We start from the raw sequence: 18,528 nt of genomic DNA, 5'->3' as shown, positions 1-18,528 counted from the left end.
GCTTCATTTTGTTAATAATTACGACAATAAAAAATAACTTTCAAAAAAACTGTTCCTACACGAAGAGACACTTACCCTCGTAAATTTAGCACCTCCTCTCTCGCAGACTTGGATATGTATAACAAGCAAGGGTTACAACAAACACCGTTACGAGACAACATTCAGTCTCATCATCCCCTTATTTAGAAGATAAAACAAACAATTTACCTCCGCCCGTTTTACATTCAATTTATTTTCCATTCAAATATATCAGACTGTTTGGAAAATTACAATTTATTTTATTTTCTTTATCTTTGGATATATAAACTAAGTATTTTCTTACTATAATTTCTAATAAAAAAAAGAATAGCAATCCGCTATTCTTTACATACATTTTATAGAAGTTTATTTCAGCCAAGATCCAACAATCGGATATTGAAAATGTCGATCATTCAATGCACGAACAATACCAATAATCGGAGTAATTAATGCCATTAGTCCAAAAATAATTAAAAATGGAATTCCAATTAATACCCAAGAGAAAAATGCTGAAATACCAATTAGTACGCCTATGACAAAGTGAAATATGACTGCTTGTAATGACAAATTTTTAATTTCTCGATCTGAACTCACAAGAAATATAATAAAAGGAACTAATACTGGTGCAAACCAAGTACTAGCATGAATGAATATTTTTAGTCCTTTATGCTCCATTTAAAAATCACTCCCTTTTTCTTTGTTATGTAATATTTTATGTAATATCCAATGCTATGTACATGAGAATCGGGACTGATTTATACTCATTCAAAAGTTCCACTTATATAGCCTAATGTCATTTATTTATTAAACAAAAAATAATGACATCAATAATTTCCCAATATAATTACACTTTCAATACAAACTACTGCACAATAAAAAGAATAGACTCATATCCTATTCCAAATACCTAAACTCACTTCGAATTAGAAAGGTAGGACTTCTCCGACTATCCAATTCAATCAAGATGTAAGTAAAACTAACTTTTTTTACAAAGGATGCACAAAATTTTATTAATGTGTTGGGGATTAATCAGTTAAATACATTAAACAATACATCCCTACTCCAGAAGTTATTTTTGGATCAGATATTTTACGATTAACACCCGCAATTATTATGGCACATACTTATTGCCTTGATGAACAGCAATGGAAACAAGCGATATCTCCAATTCAATCTACTACTGTAACCGGCCCTCCAAAAGGTTGTATTCCAAGTCAAACTCGAAATAAATCGCAATATATACAAAAGCAAAACCAAGAGTACACTGAGCATTCACCTTATTATTACCAACAACATCAAATTCCATTTCAATATTGGGGATATTAAGATAACAATTGCCCCAAATCATACCCTTGATAACTTTTGAGTTTCTTTTTATATGTCTTCGAACGAAAAAATATTTTTAAACTTCTAGCTCTTTTTTTAACAATGTAATGTTATAATCATGAAATTTTTTCATTGATTTTGGATAACTATATTTTTTTATGAGATCGTATGTTTCTTCTTGTTTGTCTTCTAAAAGTAACTGTTTAGTTTGTAAAATATAATGAACTGACTCGGATATTCTCCTTTTCACCTCTAATTTATCTTTTGTAAACTCTCCATGTCCTGGTATTAGGAAGTTAATATTGTATTTCTCTATTATAGATTCGAATTTTTTTAATGTAGATAAATAGTCATCACTGTTATGATAAATATAAGGAAACTCTATATTTGATAAATAGTCACCAGCTATTACAATACCGAATGGCTCAAGAACTGTAATAATGCCATCTTCAGTATGACCTGGAGCTTGATAAAAATGAAATTTCACATCTCCTATTTCTAATTCCTCATATTCTTTGCTAATCGAAATATCTACATTTGGAAACTTTATTTCATATTCTCTTGTTAAGTAATAAGAATCATCGAAATCTTGAATACTATTGATAATTGATTGCTTATCCGGGCAATCTTTTAATTTTTTGCTTGCAATTACTTTCGCATCCGAAAATGCACCATAACCTAAAATATGATCAAAATCAGAATGTGTAAATAATAAGTAAATTTCTTTATCTCTTTTATTTTTATAAACATAGTTCTGAATTTCATTCACTTCGTTCGGTAACCAAGTTGGATCTATTACTATTACTAATTCATCAGTTTCTACAACAACTGCGTTTGTTTGATAAATAGTACTTTGAAAAATCGTTATGTAATTATCTTTATACTGAATCATTACTTTATGCCCCCATTCTAGTTCCCTCCTTACTTTGAAGAGATTTGGTACATATCTCTAAAACAAAAAGGGAATTTTTACAAAAACCATACAAAAAGAATATCATTCTTTTTGTTTGTAGGCTATGAGATTTTTTATCAAAAATACCCTTTTACAATAGTCACCACTTCTATGTAGCCCTATCCTAAAATTGAAAAACTGACTAATAAAAGTCAGCTTTTCTCGTCATACTTGTGAAATTCACATTCCATACTCTGAATAAACTGCTTTTAACTTCACAACAGTCTCTTAAATTTTTTTCAATACATCTGCAGTCCATTCAATAGAATTGAAATTCCCTACATAATTGCAAAAAGGTTCTATGCCTATAAACCATTTTAACTATTAAAAATTGTTCACATTTTATTCAAACATTTGAACGATGAATATTTATTCTTTTTTTGCATAAATTGTTCTCCTTTTCGCGCAGGAAAAACTTTCAATTTTTGACAATTTTCTGAACGACGGTTTATTATACAAAAAAACGAGAAATATGGTGGTTTTTCTCATTTTTTGTCTTTTCATATATATTTACAGTCCGTATACACTACATGTAGACTGTTAGGTGTAAGAACAATATTACCAAAAATTAGAAAAGGGGAGAAAGAAAATGAAAAATTTCGCAAAGGTTACCTTAGCAACATGTATTGGATTTTGTGGTATTGGTGCTTTTTCACAAACGGAGAATGTACAAGCAGCAGGATTAGATATCACTTCTCAAGATTCTATTAATGCAAACACTTCCAATGTCATAACCAAACAATCCATTATATCTGAGCCAAAAACAATTAAGCACCATCATGTAAAGTATGAAAAAGTAAATTATCAATCTGCTGAAAATATCCCTAAAGAAATCTATTACTCCTCAGAAGGCTTTAAAGGACTTATTTCCGCGGTGACTATTATAGATACAGGAGACTATTTTCTAGTTTGTTATTCCGGCACTGTCATCCGCTGTTAAATAGAAAGTAACATATAATATGAAAAATATAAAATTTGTTTACTATAATAAAAAAAGCCAAAAAATCAATTGATTTGATTTCATGGCTTATAATAAGATAACATTAAAAAATAACATTTTAACATTACCTTTCCCATAATCAATTATATAATAGAAAGAATTTTCTTTCAATTAAAAGACACTCATGTAGTGTCTTTTTTTATCAAAATAGCCTCTGCTATATACCCCCCTTTCTATTGAAAAAATAGATTATTTCCTCTATACCAATAGTGAAAAGTATCTATACTAAATCTTCTGGATAATATTTCTCAATTCACTATATATTCCAAAAATGTTACATTTGAATTGAAAAAGGTTTCTTTTTCATTACTTCCCTTTTCAAACCTCAAAAACAATAAGATGGATGGCGACACTCATAAGAGTGTCTTTTTTTTCACATCATCACATTGATTCTAATATGAAATCCTTACAATATTTTTTGTTAGTTTTATACTCCCCCTCTCCCAGACAGCTTCGAGGAACATGCCATGTTCTTTTGTGAATTCCTTGCAATTTCAAAAGTTTGACACAGCTTTGGAAAAAGCTTATAAAGAAAAGTGGGGTTCCTGATATTCGGTTCCACGATCTAAGACATACCCATGCAACATGAATGTTGAAACAAGGTATTCATCCTAAGATTGTCAGTGAACGATTAGGACATAAAAGAGTAGGCATCATATTAGACGCCAACTCACATGTTGTTCCAAACCTACAAGAAAAAGCAGTAGAAGATTTTGCATAAAAATACTAGCAAATTCGTCTAACATTGAAAGGAGTCAAAAACATGAAAGAAATCAAGTCTGAACAAGAATTCCGCGATCTTATCGCAAAAGAAAATCCAGTAGTAGTTAAGTTCTTCACAACATGGTGCCCAGATTGCGTGCGTATGGATAATTTTATTGAGGACGTAATGGAAGAGTTCAATAAATTTGAGTGGTATTCCATTAATAAAGATGAATTCCCAAGCATTGCGGAAGAATATCAAGTAATGGGAATTCCAAGTTTATTAGTGTATCAAAACAGTGAAAAACTTGGTCATTTACATAGTGCAAATGCAAAAACAGAAGAGCAAGTTACTGAGTTTTTAGAGGTATATTAATTTAATATAAACAACTTAAAGCACTTAGAAGTATATCTAAGTGTTTTTTTGTCTTTTTTGCCCTTACGAAACAATGTTCTCCCTTTCTTAAAATGCTAAAAGTACACAACAATGTTTGTATAGACCCACACGACTTTCATTTGATACGCTTATACATAGAGAATCTTTGAGAGAAAGGTGAGTGAGAGATATGGGATCACTTTCTAACAAAGCTGCTGATAAAGGGGCAATCCTAAGTATTGTTGCTTATATATTTTTATCAACTGTTAAAATTGTTATAAGTTACATAGCTGTTTCTAGTGCACTGCGTGCAGATGGTCTTAACAATTTAACCGATATTGGCTCATCATTAGCTGTATTAATTGGGCTGAAAATTTCCCGGAAACCTCGTGATCCAGATCATCCATATGGTCACTTACGCGCGGAACAAATCGCTTCACTCGTTGCATCCTTTATTATGATGACTGTCGGACTTGAAGTTATCGTAAATGCTGTTCAATCCTTTTTCAAGGAGGAACAGACGACCCCTAATTTAATTGGAGCTTGGGTTGCTTTGTTTTGCGCTGCTATTATGTATAGCGTGTACGTATATAATCGTAAAATTGCCAGTGAAACAAAAAGTAAAGCTTTAGAAGCGGCAGCAAAAGATAATTTATCTGATGTTCTCGTAAGTGTTGGAACCGTTATTGGTATTTTCGGTTCACAGTTTCAAATGCCTCTACTTGACCCGATTGTAGCACTTATCGTCGGTATCATTATTTGTAAAACAGCATGGGATATTTTCAAAGAAGCCTCGCATCTGTTAACAGATGGCATTGATCCAAATAAAATGAAGGAATATGCCGAAACAGTTAAAACTATTGCAGGCGTTGAACACATTGTCGATATTCGAGCACGTATGTACGGGAATCAAACATATGTTGATATTACTATTGAGGTAGACGCGCACATGGATGTAAGTGAAAGTCATCGTATTACTGATGAAATTGAAGAAAAGCTACAACAAAAACACAATATTTGGCATACACATATTCATGTGGAACCAATGCAAAAAGAACCTATACATTTTTATCAAGACCTAAATGGCAAAAATTCATAAAAATAAGGGGTGATACATATTAGTCATGTATAATATGTATCACCCTTTTTCAACAATCGCGCCCGATTGTTGAAGAAGAAACAACAAATTACATACTATGGTTTAATATATTCTCCTGTTGAAGCATTAAAGCCCACTGCTTTCATTTTTGTCTGGTCACTATTCCAACCTATTACTAATATTAGGTTGTGGTAATCAATAATTTTCATTTGATTAAGTCCTTGCTGATACAACAGTTCATGGTAGTTATTTTAAGATATAAGTAAAATCTTATCACCGGCCCTTAGAATGGGATATTTAGTTCTTCCCTCACACCTTATTGAAAAATGTCGCAGGTTAAAATGGTTTTCGGATCTACATACCCCTTCTTTAGATCAGCTTGTCCTTGCTAAATTTATTGCCGAAGGTTATTTGGAACGGCATATTATGAAGATGAAGAAAATCTATAAAAATCGAAGAGACTTCCTTATCCATCAATTAAAATCAGCATTCTCGAATAAGATCAATATTTTCGGTTATTCTACAGGGTTACACCTGATTGTTGAATTCAATCAGTTTCAATTCACAAAAGAATTACTTGCGGAAGTCCAACAACTTGGAGTGAAAGTATATCCTGTGGAAGACCACGCCATTGAAAAAGAAAAACATCATAACCGAATTATTTTGGGTTAGAGACATTTAACAAATGAAGAGATAAAAGAAGGCGGGAGCAGGCTACATAGGGCAATACTTTGTATATACTCTTTTTAACGAATAGACTTCTAAACTCAAAATCGGCTCATTTTATGCCGAAATTTGCTTAGCGTATATTTTCGTTAAAATGTGGGCGGGACCCCATCGCCATCAAGCTAAAATTTTATAGTACCCCCAGAACGAAATTTTGTACTAACTTGTAACAAAAAGCTCATTTTTTCGTTTTGGGGTAATTCTAAATTCTTAAGTTGATGGGCATGGGTGGGGTCACGTCACATCCCCATCAACTTAAGAAATATGACTATCCTCAAGTGTAAAAAACGTTATTCTTTTGTAAAAATATACAGAAAGGATGACGTTTTTTATGAAGTGTGTAAAAAAGGATCGTTCCTTCTTCATGAAGTAGGATTTTTGCTTCATTTCGTAATGTTGATATTGTATTCAGTCCTTTCTGTATATTATAATAATATTATATATTGGTATTATTAGGAAATAAGATGAGGGATGTATTTGAATAAAAAGAAGGATTATACTCGTTTTTATTTTCTCTTTTCTAGTAAAACATCTATTATACATTTTAATTAACGGAGTGATAAACATGGGTCTAAAAGAACAAGCAATGAAAGACTTTCAAGAGAAAATATCTTCAACTGAATGTATACAAGGAATGATCACCACTTATTATGAAATACAAAATGGAGTATCTGGTTTAGTAGGAATAGCAAATGCAAATTCTACTCCTGTGAAAGGTATTTTAGCTTACACTGAACAACAGTTGTTATTTTATAGTGAAATACTTGGAAATCTCCCTATTTCATTACAAATACCTTATTATCAAATTAATAAAATAAAAGAAACGAAGCATGTATTTGCGCTTTTTAAAACGTTTCCTGCGATTGCTGTTTTTCATCAAGAACAAGAAATTTTTACAACACTTGGAAATGAAGAAGAATTTATACGCTTACAAGCATTCTTTGAAAAGATTAAACTCATTTCGACAAATTAGGGTTCACTATACACGTTCCTCAACTTAAAAAATTTTAATACTCTCAAATACAAAAAAACGTTATTCTTTTTGTAGAAATATACAGGAAGGATGACGTTTTTTATGAATCTTTCGATTCAAAGTGAACTACAATTATTTGCTGAAGAATTATATGGAGTAGCACCAAGCAAATTTTCACTTAAAAAAGTCGAATTCCCGTCCGCTAAGGATTCGACTTTTTTAGATTGATTTATTCGACTAAAGCTCCCGAAAATACAATAAGATTCATCATATAATTCATTATTTTTTTTCAAAAGACATTAAATAATTTCTTTACATGCACAAGCGTCTATCTCTACTTTAAATACAGGAGCTGCTAATGCCACTACATAAATCATAGTAGTACAAGGAAGATGTTCACCTAGAAAATCTCCAATAATTTTTCTTCTCTTATCTGCATTAAAATCACCTACTAAATAAAATACCATCTTCGTTAAATCTTCTACGTTCATATTAGCAGCCTCAAGATTTCTTCTAATATTATCTAGAGCTAATTGTAACTGCTCCAATGGATCATCTGGAACCATTCCATCTATTTCCATGCCTAATTGACCTGATAATGTGAGCCATTTATTGGGACCTGTTACTTCTATTTGATGTACATATGGTGCTACTGGTTTATGTATTGTTTCGGGATTTTGGGATTTCTTCAACTAGAATCATTCCTTTACTGAAATTTTATAATAATCTAAATTATTATATCAGTTTTCTGAGTATGGTGTTAATCCGCCTTGTTAGTTAAATTATATTTCTTCATAACCTTTTCTGTAACATATGTATCCAATTATTTTTCTCTAGAAGTACCGAAAACGACCGTTTGTGGAACTGTATTTATTTCTACTAAATTAGAATGAAATACAGTTAAAAATCAGTCCCAAAACTCATCACCAAAAATAAGGTACCATAACAATCATTCACAATAATGATCTTTTGTTTTATGCCAATTGTGTAAACCATCTTGTGTTGGTTCGCCCTGCTGCTGACAGTGTTTATCTACAATTATGTTTGTTATTACGAAACCTGCGGCCACGCAAAACGCTATGCCGATGATCACATATTTATTTTTCATATCGTCACCTTACCTTTTTTCAATTCCTGTATTTCCTGCATTAATAACGTTTGGTTGTATAGTAGCGTTGTCAATTGCTTAGAAACGTTGTCCAATTCCTCTAATACACGCTTATATGATGCATTCTGATCAAATAATTCCGGGTTGTCTTCCTCGAAAGCTTGTGCCATTTGTTTTCTGCAAAATTTATAAATGTTGCTGTTAATGTTGACTTCTCGATTTTCTGAAATTTCACCAGTATCGATCATTTTATATTTGAGCCAAACCTGTTTATCCTCGCCTATGTATCTGTCCAATATCTCTAAACGGCCGCTTGCTATTTCGTGAACACTAGAAACATAGTATTTGCGGCTCTTTCTTAGTTCGGCCGGTCTCAATTTATCACTCATACAATCACCTTATCTCTACCATAAAAAGTTATATTCACACGGTTTACTTTAACAATATTCAGCTTTTTATAACCTCCTTAATTAAAAAATATTGATATTATTATTTTATATTTCTTGTTTTTTTATTACGAAGATAGGATAATAGATTTCCTATAAAGATGATAGATCCGCATATTCCTTGAAACCATCTCAACATAAGTGGTTGATCTGAAAAAAAAGCTAAATTTGTCATAATCCCACCCGTAATTATTAGGATTCTATCTAGTACAGGGTCGTTTTTTTGTGTTTTCATTTAGTATCACCATTTATTTCATTTTCTGTATATAAGGATAATTATAAATGAATAACAAAGAAAGTTTATTGGTTTTTATATATGTAATTATGCATATTATATTTGTTTTTTTATTTTTATAGATGTTTTGAACTAAAAAGACAACTTATTTTAAAGGCGTTTTTTTAGGGGTCTCGCTACATCCCCATCAAGCTAAAATTTTATAGTACCCCCAGAACGAAATTTTGTGCTAACTTGTAACAAAAAAGCTCATTTTTTCGTTTTGGGGTAATCCTAAATCCTTAAGTTGATGGGCATGTGGCGGTACCCCAACTTATATATATAGAAGAAACAAAAAAACACGCGGTGTAGGTGCACCACGTGTTTTCAATTAATTCGGATGCTCCTGATTCCCGTTTACAATATCCTTTGGCTTTACCTTCAAAAATGCCTTGTGTAAGATGTTGTTTTGAACGCGATAAGCTGGTGCATTGACGCCACCGTAAATCGTGCTAATGCCTTCAACCGCTGCACCTGTTGTGATGGTATTGCCAGTGATGTTTGCTTGCCCAACCTGGAACGGTTTGTCTTTATTCCAATAGTCTCCCACTTTGATAACCGCTTTGTTCATCCCTGGCAGTAAGCCAGAGGTAATCGTGTTATTGACAACATTGATTTGTTTCCCCATTGGGATATTGAGTACAGTTGTATCACCATTGATATCAAATCGAGAGTTTTGAATCGTAACATTTGCGTCTTTGCTTCCGACGTTAAATGTCCCTTTTGCTGCCTTAAATGTACAATTTTGAAAGGTGTAAGTGCCGTTATAGTCGACATGTGTACCACCAGTCGCAGTGGGACTGGATTCAAACATGCAATTGTTATAGGTCCCTCGTACGAATGAAGTGCCAGGGTGATTGAGCACTTTCAAGTTGTCAAAAGTACTTCCGTCTGGTGCTTGGCCGCCCACTCTTCCTCCGTTTATGGTTACATTACTTACATGAACAGGGTTGACCCACACATTTAAATCCATATTGTTTAATGTAAGGTTTTTCGCTTCGATTCCAAACGGGACACGACTTGAAAGACTGAACATCGTTTTATCAAATGTCATGCCGTCTACCACCGCGCGAGGTCCTGTGATGCTCATCAGTCCATCCTTTATGCTGTTTCCTTCAAACGTGATATCGTGATAGGCGTAAATACTATTGGCATCAAATGTATTATTCTTAATATATGCATTTGTGAATGGTTCGGAAACAGCTAAACCGATTTTCCCTCTTGATCCGAAGTGATTCCCTTCAACAACTCCATCATGTCCATCATATAAAATGACATCGTATTTGTTATTGTTGTAGAATTTGTTGTTTTTGATGAAGATGTTTTTGTTCATCATCCCGTTTTCACCGTATCCACCCTCTACGTCAATGCCAGATTCAGGCGCAACACCTTTAATATCATGGAAGACACTGTCTGTGATGGTTACATGGTCCGCGCCTCCCACTGTGATGCCTTGACGCCGATTAAAGGAAAAGTCAGAATGTTTTACGGTCACATTCGTTGCTAATGCCTTGCTCCAAAACTCCCCGTATACACCGCTCGTATTTGCTTTTTTAAACACCGCTTTAAAGGACGCTGCAGATTTTGGAATTTGAACCACTTCTTTTCTGGTATTGACACTGTAGCTAGATAAGAAGGAACCATTTGCTTGATAAAAATAGACATCATAGAGATACGGCAAATTTTTTGCATTTGGCATTTCAAAATAAGGTTCTGTTTTAAGGATGTCCTTTGTGAATGGGATCGGTGCTTTCAATCTAATTTTCGTGGGATCTGCCACTTTGTTTCCATTTGTATCAAGAGAACCCGATTCAAAATGATCTGGATAGATGTCTTGCAATAACGTTCCTTTCCCACCAATACCCGCACCATCACCTGTGAAGTTTGTTGCTTTAACGCCGTCAATTGTCAAGTTTTTGGCCGCATATACAGAAATGCCGATTCCATTTTCATGCGTACCAGGAAAACTCGGTCCTTGTTTTTTCGAATAGTCATGCGTATCTTTATCACCTTTGTACGTCCCGCCTTTTAATGTGACGTTGTCGGCGCCGTACCCAACACATACAGTTGAATATACTTCACTTGCGTTTGTTTCTTTTTGAATCACAGCATTTTCATCTAACCAGAATGTGATATTCGGAACCATATTGATACACGCGGAAGGGTCATTCCACAAAGCAGGATTTTCTTTTTTTACCATGTACGTTCCTGCTGGAACCTTGAATGTTTTGAGGGCATTTGCTTTTGCGAATTGGAGTGCATCGTTCATTCCTTTTGTCGATTCAATCGGATGCGTGCCATCGTTTGAAATATGCCATTTTTCTTGCTCTTTTTTGTTTAATTCATAGAAAGTACCATCTTTTTCTACCGTTTTGAGGGCAGCTTGTTCACCTGCCGCCGCCTTTACTTGCACGTTCCCATTTTTCAACCTGCTTCCGTTGATCGAAGTTTGAAATAGTCCCTCTTTATTTGCTGTAACGTCTGCAGAAACTTGTTTTCCATCTGCATCTGTCACTTCAATGTGAACAGGCGTATTTGCTTCTGCCGTGCCTTCTACTCCGTAAGAAGATTGATTGTTGTAAATCATATGTTGTAAATTCCCGAGTGCTACGTTTGTTTTTTTTGTTTCTTTTGTTTCTTTTGCCGCTACTTGGGTAACAGGATTACTTGTGGATACCCCATTTGTTTGCACGAAACGGTTTCGCTCTGCACCGTCCCATTTTTCGTATTTATTTGCAACATGCACCGCGGTAATCGGAATCGGTTTCATGGTATTCCCATTTTCTGTGTGCAAACTATTTTGAAGCAATAACAATAGAGCTGTCATCACCATCATCGATACTTCACCTCTTTCTATATAACCATTTCAACTCAATCGTTTTAAGATTGTTTGTTGGGATCTGATTTCTCCCTTTCTTTTAATTTTTTCTCTACATTGTAAACGATTGTAATCATACATAGAATCATAAGCGTCACGATTCCAATTGTTGTATAAGGACTTCTCCATAACAAGCTACCGACGCTTCCGATTACAATTATAAAATAGCCGCTTCTTTTCAAAACATTGATTCCACACGACATCTACCGTTTGCGACCAGTCACACCGTTTCCCTTTTGCTTGATGAAGAAAAGGATTTTATCGTTTATTTAGATTATTTTTATTATCAGATATAAAGGAATCAGGAAAGGCGAGAGTTTCACCGTTTTTATTTTATTCACGAAAAAATATGATACCATTAAGAAAAGCAATTTGGCAAGGGGGAACATTATGAAACACGTAATCAAATCGAAAAAGCAAAGAGACCATTTAAAAAGAAAAGAAACCATATGATTATTCCTTAGCTTGGTACTTACTGGTTCGTTGCACAAAACCAACATCTTTAGCAAGATCTCGTAAGATATTTTGGGATAAGAAGCTTTAAATTTCTTGAGCAAATAGTTGCAATTCATCAGATACAGAAATAGACATACAAAGACGCCATCCTTTCTTATGATTCTACAGAAAGAATAGCGTATTTTTTCATTTTAGGGGGGATTTTGTTTTCTTAGCTTGATAGTGATGGGGCGGGACCCCAATGTCCAATTATCGGGTACTTATTTTGGAACATATACCTTAAATCCTACTTTCTCTTTAATTTCAGATACAGTAATACTGTTGTGATTATATTTAATTTCCTTGGTTTGAATTAAAATTGGATTGATATGAGAATGGACGTAACTAGCAAACGCATCGGAAAATTCATGTTATCACCTCTACAGAATTTGTATTTGGATAGATAGTTTTTCCTGTCAAGATTGTGTTTATTAAGCCACTTCAATTTGTCTTTTCAACATGAAATCAATATATTTTATTTACTGTTTTGAATATAGTACGTCTCGTGACAATGAGTTTCATTGTGATTTTTTCATGTGTTTGGAGAATACCAATAATATTTACTATGTAACAAGGTCGTAGAGTAGAAAACTGAAACAGATTTCTTTAGAGATGGCTTCCCCTCATCAAACCGTACGTGAGGTTTTCCCTCATACGGCTTTCCGATGTTCTTCTTTCTTTGGCACAAAGATATAAAGTTTTCCAAAGTTCTCGAGCTTTTACATCGGTGTAGTTAGCTAGTTTTCCAGCATTCACTCACCCTTACCTCCTTCCAACCTATGAACAAAGTAGAGGTCCTTCCCTACATAACGTTGTGTTGTCATTATGGTGTTCAGTACTATGACCTCCTCCGACTCCCTCTTTGCAGTCCACTCTTTCGCATTTGCTTATAGGTTTCCTCTTTCCTTACTTATGTAAGGGCAAAGGAGGGTCTCCCCAGTTCCAGACACTGCTTTCTCAACATACCGTCCTCCGTACCCCGAGGGATTCTTCGATGCTGCTTTTCCAAGTTCTTCACATCTTCCATGGTCTTCGCCTATATACACCAGGCTCGACTTCCCTTTGTCCTATTACTAGGTTGCTTTTAACGAGGCCGCAAGGTTCACTTTATGTTACGGTCTGCTGATTCGCTCGCACTTCTATTTGTAGTTACTTTGTCACAGGGCTTCAACCTTAGGATTTCTCCACTAGCTGCCTGTCAGCTACTAGGCGACTTGGTTCTTACCTAGACCGGACTTTCTCCAGCTTAGCTGGGCACGCCATATAAAAAGAATTCTGGAAGCCAGAACTCTACTGTTTAAAATATTTACTTTGCCCCTGTTTACAATAATGCTGGTACTGGGCCTAGATGCTAAAAAAAGATGGTTTCGGTGCACTACCGAAACCATCTGCTTAAATTCTAAAGTCTTTCTATGAAACCTTCCGTTGTATAATGGGTATAGTTTAACTACTTCTTAGTTATATTTTCTTTTACTTCTCATTAAGAACAGTAAACCAATTACAAGAAGTAATCCACCTGCATATGGTGCTATTGAAAATTGACCACCTGTACTTGGTAACAGTTTCATCGGATCTATCGGTTTTGTTGGATCCACTGTTTTCTCTTCACTTGTAACTACTGTTTTTGCTGGTTCGCTTTCTTTCTCGCTTCCAGGTTTCTTCGCTACAGCGGTGATTTCATCACCTTTGGTTAATTTTGTTCCTTCCGGAACATCTAACTTCCATTTTCCATCTTTATCTACAGTTGTTTTACCGATCTCTTTTCCTGTTGAATCTTTGACAATAATTTCGTCTCCAGGAGTTCCTGTACCCGTAATCTCTTTATCTGTATCTTTGATTGGATCAATCGCTGGCTTGTCATCTGTTTTTTCTGGATCCACTGATACGTCCGTTTTCGGAGTTTGTATTGATATACCCTCTCCTGTTACTTCCGCTGTGTTCGTAATCGTTTTTCCAAATTGACCTGACTTGATTTTCGCGTGAAATACCACTGTATGCCACTCTGTATCTGTCACATCTCCCAGTTTTCCAGTTACTTTTCCTGTTTCAAATTGACCTTTGTCTGTGTCAGCTGCATCTGTCACATCTTTTCCATCTACTTGTAATGTACCTGGTACATATTCCAATCCTTCTGGTAATGTATCCGCAATTACTAGATTTTTTACTAGGCTATCGGAAACCGTATTACGTGTTTTGATCGTATACTCGATTTCATCGCCTACTTCTGTATTTTTATTTTGGAGGTTTTTCGCTGTTTTTTCTGATTCTAACTTCGAATCTCTTGGATATACTTTCACTTTTACCTGTGGCTCTTGTGACGTTACATTCTCTCCTATTACTTTCGCTTTGTTTTGAATGTCTTTACCCGCTTGGCCCGTTTTTACTTTTGCGTGGAACTTTACCGCATGCCACTCAGTATCTGTCACATCTCCCAGTTTTCCAGTTACTTTTCCTGTTTCAAATTGACCTTTGTCTGTGTCAGTTGCATCTGTTACAGCTTTTCCGTCTACTTGTAATGTGCCTGGCACATAATCTAAGCCTTCCGGTAATGTATCTTCAATCACTACATTTTTAGCTAAGCTATCCGAAATTGTACTACGTGTTCGAATCGTATACTCGATTTCGTCTCCAACTTCTGTACTTTTATTTTGGAGGTTTTTCGCTATTTTTTCCGATTCTAATTTTGAATCTCTTAGGGTAACATCATTAACAACTTTGTTCGTTTCAGTTTGTTTTTGTTGTTTTACTAATAAATCTTGATATTGTATCTGCGCCTTATTCGTTATTGTTTTACCAATATTACTTGATTTAACTTTCACCTTAAATTGTACGGTAAATCCTTCTGGCGTATCTTTTATGTTAGGTAAATTTCCTAATTTAACAGTAACTTTATTATTTTGGAAATCTCCTTCATCACCATCTATCGCATCCGTTATACCTGTTATTGTTCCATTTTTCGTCACTTTGATTGACCCCGGAACATATTCCGTTCCATCAGGAATCGTATCTATGAAAACAGAGTCAGAAGCAATGTCACCACCATAGTTTTTGGCATTCACTTTATATGTTAATTCATCTCCTAAATATACGGCTCCGTCTTTATCAACAGATTTGGTCGCTGAGACACAAGGTCCTGAACCAAGAAAAATATCATCTAAGAAATTCCCTATTCCTATGTCCCCACCGGCAGCAGACACAGACTCAAAACCAAATCGTGTTACCGTTTGTTCTGGTGGAACAATGTATGTTCCCTCATAGTGTCCCCATGTTTCGTCTCCATCAGTCATTTGTTGCACTTCTGGAGTCTCTAGAGGATTTGCAGTTACTGCACCAATTCGAAGTCTCATAGTGTCAGTCCCTAGTCTTCCCTTATGGGCTAGTCTCCAATGTATTGTTTGTCCTGGTGTTGTCTCTACATCTTGATACAGCATTCCAACGCTCGATGCATTTAATTCTGCATGTTGATGTCCAGATGCTGGATTCTGATCTCTCCAAATCTCTATTTGTCCAAATACATCCGTAGTATTCCATCCCGGAACATCTTTAGCATCAAAAAATGAAACTGGTTCTCCTGCAGTTGGAGTTTCAAAATCACCATTAATCAACACTACTTGCTTCTGTTGTTGTGAGCACGTACCTGCTGTATTAGTATTATCTTCAGCTTTCACTTTTAGCATCGGCAAACCGCTAGGCAGCATGCCGCTAAATGCTAATAAAAACATCATGAAGAATACTACAATTTGTTTAAAACGTTCCCTAGTTTTTTTGTACAATAGGCTCCTCCGCGCCATTTTATCGCCTCGTTTCTTGAAATCATTTAAAACTCGACATTAATCGCATACATTCCCTCATTTCGGAAAGATAGTTCAAATCATACCTTTCTCTTCACAAAAGAATAATTCTTAACAAGTCAATTTAATTTAATTGAATAAAATACAATAGTTAAAGAAATTTAGAGTGGTATGAATAAAGTAGAAGATAAACAAATATGTAATTCTTATAAACTTTATCAATAACAATCTTCACTTTAAGAATTTTAGGTTAAATCATTTTTTAAACACGATACCACATCTCTAATTAAACATGACAAATCTGAAAACTGTGTCTATCTTCACCAATAATTCTATAGTTGGGCATTTCTTTCCATACATCCCTCCTTATTTTTACAAATTAATATTTTACATAAGATGGTTATTGAGAAATATTGGGGATATTTGAGGTATTGCCACATCTCTATCAAGCTAAAGTGAATTTGTATTCACAAAATGAAAAAAAGTCGTAGAGTAGAAAACTGAAACAGACTAGAATGGTTATCTTTCTTTTCATAATTTAATCTCCAATCAAATTTATTTTCACCAGCTGCTACTTTAGAACTAGCACAATTTTAATGTATCTAGAGGTATTTTTTACGTCTTGTTAGTGAAGCATACATTCATTTGCAAACACTACACGTTTCAAGATTTTTACCGCAACAAATTATCATATGTTATTCCACTGAGCTCCTCATTAGTTGAATATGTCGCTTTTAAATAAAGTCACGGTGTTTATAAAAAAGTCGCGACGTTTTTCCCTTTGGATCTGTTTATCTAAAGGGGTGTTTTTATAGTGAAAAGAAAATCTGAACTGAAAGGCAGATTAAGGAACTGTTGAGTAGCAATAAAGTTACTTCACTAACGGGCCATTTTATGGAATAACACCTTTAAAATCTGGATATTTGTGTTAAAATTTCTCTGTAGTGTTTTCCATCTAAACTGGACAAGAGAGGTATTTGAGGTTTATGGGAGTAGCTTGTAATTTGAACTGCGGACATTGCTCTTACAATCAAAATGTTTTTTTAGGAATTGGATTTAGGTATATAAACTTGAGTTCGATTTTAGAATGGTATGAGGAAAAAGAAGGTCGGCAATACATCAGAGAGTTTATTAATAACAAGGAAACGTCTTTTGAATGCTACGACGGTCTATATGTTTGTCAGAAGTGTTGTTACCTATTAAATAAAGTACATTTACATATGAAGTCAGGAACCCAATATTACACGAACACTCATACTTGTCCTCGATGTAATACTCAAATGCCGTCAAAGCCTTTAGTCGATATTAATCAAAGTGATGTTCTAGATTGTCCAGATTGTGGGCAAGAAAAGCTAAAGGTGAGTTTTTATATGGATTGGGACTAGGAAATTGGTTCTTAAAATTTCCTTATTAAACTAAAAGGGGCTTTAGCAAAATGACTGTGGAGTTATTTTACAGTCATCGTATTTTTCAATATTCTACAATCGGACGCTTTAATTGAATAAAAGAAGGGCGCATATTATACATGACTAATATGTGCTCTTCTTTATTTTAAAGGATTTTTATAATTTAGATCTTGATAAAGGTCTATAGGTTCTTTTTATATAATAAAATGGATCGAAGTCATCCTATAACAAATCATTGTTTAACTTGATACAGAAGATTTATTGTCGGCTGCATGCGAGAGAAATGTTTGATGAAACATGATACATAAAATAAGCCAACTTCCACCAGCAGCCCAGCCCGCTAAAATATCAGACGGATAATGTACCCCTAAATATATACGACTAATAGAAATGGAAAAGATGAGAAAGCAGGCAATTACAATTAGCAATAATTTTTGATACAATTGCAGGCGATGTTCGGTAATTGTAATATATGCAATAAACCCAAGAAATGCAACAGCATTCATCGCATGCCCGCTCGGAAAACTGTAACCTGTCGCAGTAACAAGTTGTGATATATCGGGCCTTGTTCGTTCATACCATGCCTTTAATATGTAGTTCAAATAGCGCGAACCATAAAAATTTATCATTAACAAAATCGCTGTCATATATCGTCTTCGAATCAAGAAATACGTAAACAGGATAAACATTACAGGAAAATATACCTTTTTTGAGCCAATGTAAGACATCCATACAAAATAAGCAGTAAAATATTCGTTACGAAAACTTTGTATATAATTACTTATTACATGATCAAATTGATCGATACAAGATGTTTCATAAGAAAAAGATAGTACGACAAAACAAACGAGTAAAACAATAAGTAGCATATATAAATGTCGATATCTCTTCATCTGCATAACCTCACTATACAAAAATGGAGCGGGTGTTTTATTTTCCCTCTCCATTTCTTTTTTAT

General features: G+C 34.3%; 14 protein-coding genes and 3 pseudogenes. 8 read left to right on the top strand and 9 right to left on the bottom strand.

Features of this window, described 5'->3' with window-relative positions; all coding sequences use genetic code 11:
• Window positions 1-384: 384 nt before the first annotated feature.
• A complete protein-coding gene (locus BM211_RS06255; RefSeq protein WP_090995817.1) occupies window positions 385-693 on the bottom strand; it encodes a DUF4870 domain-containing protein in 309 nt (102 codons plus the stop codon).
• A gap of 273 nt (window positions 694-966) precedes the next feature.
• Between BM211_RS06255 and BM211_RS06250 the strand changes: the two are divergent.
• Window positions 967-1,344, top strand: a pseudogene (locus BM211_RS06250) (hypothetical protein).
• A 76-nt stretch (window positions 1,345-1,420) separates the two neighbouring features.
• On the opposite strand, the gene BM211_RS06245 reads toward BM211_RS06250, so the two are convergent.
• The gene (locus tag BM211_RS06245) at window positions 1,421-2,236 is read right to left on the bottom strand and encodes an MBL fold metallo-hydrolase (RefSeq protein ID WP_090995814.1); all 816 of its coding nucleotides are present in this window, start codon (window positions 2,234-2,236) and stop codon (window positions 1,421-1,423) included.
• Window positions 2,237-2,885: 649 nt separating this feature from the next.
• On the opposite strand from BM211_RS06245, the gene BM211_RS06240 reads away from it, so the two are divergent.
• From BM211_RS06240 to BM211_RS26950, 7 genes and pseudogenes are all read left to right on the top strand, one after another.
• Window positions 2,886-3,236 (top strand): hypothetical protein, encoded by a 351-nt coding sequence (locus BM211_RS06240; protein WP_035430278.1) that lies wholly within the window; start codon window positions 2,886-2,888, stop codon window positions 3,234-3,236.
• 544 nt (window positions 3,237-3,780) lie between these two features.
• Window positions 3,781-4,017: pseudogene (locus BM211_RS26955) on the top strand (tyrosine-type recombinase/integrase); the annotation flags it as partial.
• Between the two features lie 42 nt (window positions 4,018-4,059).
• The gene (locus tag BM211_RS06230; protein WP_035430280.1) at window positions 4,060-4,374 is read left to right on the top strand and encodes a thioredoxin family protein; all 315 of its coding nucleotides are present in this window, start codon (window positions 4,060-4,062) and stop codon (window positions 4,372-4,374) included.
• Window positions 4,375-4,564: 190 nt separating this feature from the next.
• On the top strand, window positions 4,565-5,473 hold the full coding sequence (locus BM211_RS06225; protein ID WP_051957210.1) for a cation diffusion facilitator family transporter: 909 nt from the start codon (window positions 4,565-4,567) through the stop codon (window positions 5,471-5,473).
• 261 nt (window positions 5,474-5,734) lie between these two features.
• Window positions 5,735-6,223, top strand: a pseudogene (locus BM211_RS06220) (aminotransferase class I/II-fold pyridoxal phosphate-dependent enzyme); the annotation flags it as partial.
• Between the two features lie 541 nt (window positions 6,224-6,764).
• On the top strand, window positions 6,765-7,172 hold the full coding sequence (locus tag BM211_RS06215) for a hypothetical protein (RefSeq protein ID WP_090995807.1): 408 nt from the start codon (window positions 6,765-6,767) through the stop codon (window positions 7,170-7,172).
• Between the two features lie 102 nt (window positions 7,173-7,274).
• Window positions 7,275-7,400 carry a hypothetical protein gene (locus tag BM211_RS26950; protein WP_256216903.1) on the top strand — a complete coding sequence of 42 codons (126 nt, stop codon included), beginning with the start codon at window positions 7,275-7,277 and terminating at the stop codon, window positions 7,398-7,400.
• A gap of 71 nt (window positions 7,401-7,471) precedes the next feature.
• On the opposite strand, the gene BM211_RS06210 is transcribed toward BM211_RS26950, so the two are convergent.
• From BM211_RS06210 to BM211_RS06170, 7 genes are all read right to left on the bottom strand, one after another.
• Window positions 7,472-7,864, bottom strand: a complete 393-nt coding sequence (locus BM211_RS06210; RefSeq protein ID WP_090995804.1) for a RidA family protein — start codon at window positions 7,862-7,864, stop codon at window positions 7,472-7,474.
• 257 nt (window positions 7,865-8,121) lie between these two features.
• Entirely contained in the window at window positions 8,122-8,280 is a 159-nt protein-coding gene (locus BM211_RS26675; RefSeq protein ID WP_218160784.1) for a hypothetical protein, read from the bottom strand.
• The gene (locus BM211_RS06205) at window positions 8,277-8,576 is read right to left on the bottom strand and encodes a hypothetical protein (RefSeq protein WP_218160783.1); all 300 of its coding nucleotides are present in this window, start codon (window positions 8,574-8,576) and stop codon (window positions 8,277-8,279) included. Before BM211_RS06205 ends, BM211_RS26675 begins: the two co-directional genes overlap by 4 nt.
• Window positions 8,577-9,331: 755 nt before the next feature.
• Complete coding sequence (locus BM211_RS06195) at window positions 9,332-11,836, bottom strand: right-handed parallel beta-helix repeat-containing protein (RefSeq protein WP_090995799.1); 2,505 nt, start codon at window positions 11,834-11,836, stop codon at window positions 9,332-9,334.
• 44 nt (window positions 11,837-11,880) lie between these two features.
• Window positions 11,881-12,081: a hypothetical protein gene (locus BM211_RS25805; RefSeq protein ID WP_141771596.1), complete on the bottom strand. Its 201-nt coding sequence runs from the start codon at window positions 12,079-12,081 to the stop codon at window positions 11,881-11,883.
• Between the two features lie 1,746 nt (window positions 12,082-13,827).
• On the bottom strand, window positions 13,828-16,146 hold the full coding sequence (locus BM211_RS06180; RefSeq protein ID WP_177206888.1) for an isopeptide-forming domain-containing fimbrial protein: 2,319 nt from the start codon (window positions 16,144-16,146) through the stop codon (window positions 13,828-13,830).
• 1,663 nt (window positions 16,147-17,809) lie between these two features.
• Window positions 17,810-18,463 (bottom strand): phosphatase PAP2 family protein, encoded by a 654-nt coding sequence (locus BM211_RS06170; RefSeq protein WP_035430299.1) that lies wholly within the window; start codon window positions 18,461-18,463, stop codon window positions 17,810-17,812.
• Window positions 18,464-18,528: the final 65 nt, after the last annotated feature.

The sequence above is a fragment of the Bacillus sp. 491mf genome (assembly GCF_900112415.1).
In the GTDB taxonomy this organism is placed as follows: Bacteria; Bacillota; Bacilli; order Bacillales; family Bacillaceae_G; genus Bacillus_A.
Note: the sequence above shows the minus strand (reverse complement) of the source record. Positions and strands in the feature narration are given on the sequence as shown.

What these genes read in the sequence shown, in the direction of transcription:
- BM211_RS06255 (WP_090995817.1), bottom strand. Translation starts at nt 693, where the DNA reads ATGGAGCATAAAGGACTAAAAATATTCATTCATGCTAGTACTTGGTTT.
- BM211_RS06245 (WP_090995814.1), bottom strand. Translation starts at nt 2,236, where the DNA reads ATGATTCAGTATAAAGATAATTACATAACGATTTTTCAAAGTACTATT.
- BM211_RS06240 (WP_035430278.1), top strand. Translation starts at nt 2,886, where the DNA reads ATGAAAAATTTCGCAAAGGTTACCTTAGCAACATGTATTGGATTTTGT.
- BM211_RS06230 (WP_035430280.1), top strand. Translation starts at nt 4,060, where the DNA reads ATGAAAGAAATCAAGTCTGAACAAGAATTCCGCGATCTTATCGCAAAA.
- BM211_RS06225 (WP_051957210.1), top strand. Translation starts at nt 4,565, where the DNA reads ATGGGATCACTTTCTAACAAAGCTGCTGATAAAGGGGCAATCCTAAGT.
- BM211_RS06215 (WP_090995807.1), top strand. Translation starts at nt 6,765, where the DNA reads ATGGGTCTAAAAGAACAAGCAATGAAAGACTTTCAAGAGAAAATATCT.
- BM211_RS26950 (WP_256216903.1), top strand. Translation starts at nt 7,275, where the DNA reads ATGAATCTTTCGATTCAAAGTGAACTACAATTATTTGCTGAAGAATTA.
- BM211_RS26675 (WP_218160784.1), bottom strand. Translation starts at nt 8,280, where the DNA reads ATGAAAAATAAATATGTGATCATCGGCATAGCGTTTTGCGTGGCCGCA.
- BM211_RS06195 (WP_090995799.1), bottom strand. Translation starts at nt 11,836, where the DNA reads ATGATGGTGATGACAGCTCTATTGTTATTGCTTCAAAATAGTTTGCAC.
- BM211_RS25805 (WP_141771596.1), bottom strand. Translation starts at nt 12,081, where the DNA reads ATGTCGTGTGGAATCAATGTTTTGAAAAGAAGCGGCTATTTTATAATT.
- BM211_RS06170 (WP_035430299.1), bottom strand. Translation starts at nt 18,463, where the DNA reads ATGAAGAGATATCGACATTTATATATGCTACTTATTGTTTTACTCGTT.